Origin of the sequence: Paenibacillus sp. PL91 (assembly GCF_012935325.2) — a bacterium.
GTDB lineage: Bacteria > Bacillota > Bacilli > Paenibacillales > Paenibacillaceae > Pristimantibacillus.
The window spans coordinates 1-1,341 of the sequence record NZ_JABBYG020000064.1 but is presented as its reverse complement, the minus strand read 5'-3'; the positions used below and the strand labels follow the sequence as shown (position 1 = coordinate 1,341).

At 44.5% G+C, this 1,341-nt stretch carries 2 protein-coding genes; both read right to left on the bottom strand.

Features of this window, described 5'->3' with window-relative positions:
* Nucleotides 1–47: 47 nt before the first annotated feature.
* Nucleotides 48–938: an IS3 family transposase gene (locus HI950_RS35355; protein ID WP_317618510.1), complete on the bottom strand. Its 891-nt coding sequence runs from the start codon at nucleotides 936–938 to the stop codon at nucleotides 48–50.
* Nucleotides 939–976: 38 nt separating this feature from the next.
* The gene (locus tag HI950_RS35350; protein ID WP_169091765.1) at nucleotides 977–1,285 is read right to left on the bottom strand and encodes a transposase; all 309 of its coding nucleotides are present in this window, start codon (nucleotides 1,283–1,285) and stop codon (nucleotides 977–979) included.
* Nucleotides 1,286–1,341 lie beyond the last annotated feature (56 nt).

Below are 1,341 nucleotides of genomic sequence, written 5' to 3'. Positions count from 1 at the left end.
GCCCCCATAAATCAGGTTTTCATAGAATAGCTTGATTTTCCGTCTGATTACAACGCTCTATGGAAATCTGAACGGTCATTTAGTTTCATCGCCCACTCCGAGAATGTAACCGGAGGCATCCGTTTGAGGCTGCCGTGCATCTTTCTATGGTTGTAAAAATCCATATACCTATCCAATTCGGCATAGGCATCTTCAAACGACTTAAATTCAGCCTTACTAAAGAGATCCCGTTCAAGTAAACTGTGAAAAGACTCAATATAGGCGTTCATGTTTGGCGTACGTGGAGGGATTCGTTCATGAACAATGCCAAGACTTTCACAGGTATCGCCAAATAACTTGCTAACGAACTGAGGACCGTTGTCGGAGCGCACGATCGGCATAGTTTCGCCTTCTTTTACTCGCTTCGTTAGCGCTCGAATTAACGTCTGACAGATGTGCTTAGCTTCGCACACTGAGCCTCGATAATGATCAACGATAACACGATCAAACACGTCTATGATGCTAAATACAAAGAAGAAACGTTCAATCCCCACTACATGCCCGTACTTAATGTCTATCTGCCAGAGCTGGTTACAACCCGTTACAACATGATTTCGAGATAATCTTCGCGGGTGCTTGTTGCCTTTAGGACGTTGTTTCTGAAGAATTTCAAGCTCTTTACACAGTCGATAGGCTTTCTTTTTATTCAAAATGAGTCCTTGCTGGTTGCGGAGACACTGGGCCAGAAGCTTATATCCATACACATGTTCTTCGCCTTCGACCAGCTCCAGGAGCCACTCTTTGATCTGCTCGTCGCACACCATACTACCTGAGGTAGTGAACGAATATCCCGGGCAGGAACGGCCTTTAGGACGGCTGGACACACACCCTGAAGGTAATCGAGTAAGCTTTTTTCGATCATAATAAGTGGATTCTGCTAGACTTATGATTTTTAACACTAGCGCTGCTTTTTCCCCCCGCTTAATGAAGCGTTCAGCTACTTCGAATTTTTCGGATAAGCGGGTTTCTTCTTTTTTAGCAGCTCACGTAAAATTTCAATCTCGAGCTCTTTTTCACCAAGCATTTTGAGCGTTTTTTGATAGTTCTCCTCGATGCTTTGCAGACGTCTCAGTTCTTGGATTTGCTCGTCAGTGGAGGGAATCTCATCGTCCCCAACTTCATCTCGATAGTCCTTCACCCAGTTGCGAATAGTGTCCGGATGCACCTCATATTTTCTAGCTAATACAGCTATCTTAATGCCAGACAACGCTTCTTGGACGATCCTTATCCGAACTTCTTTCAGCATTCTCCTGCCCCCCATCTAACATGCCTCCCCTTTGCTAATAGTTTAATTAATTGGGG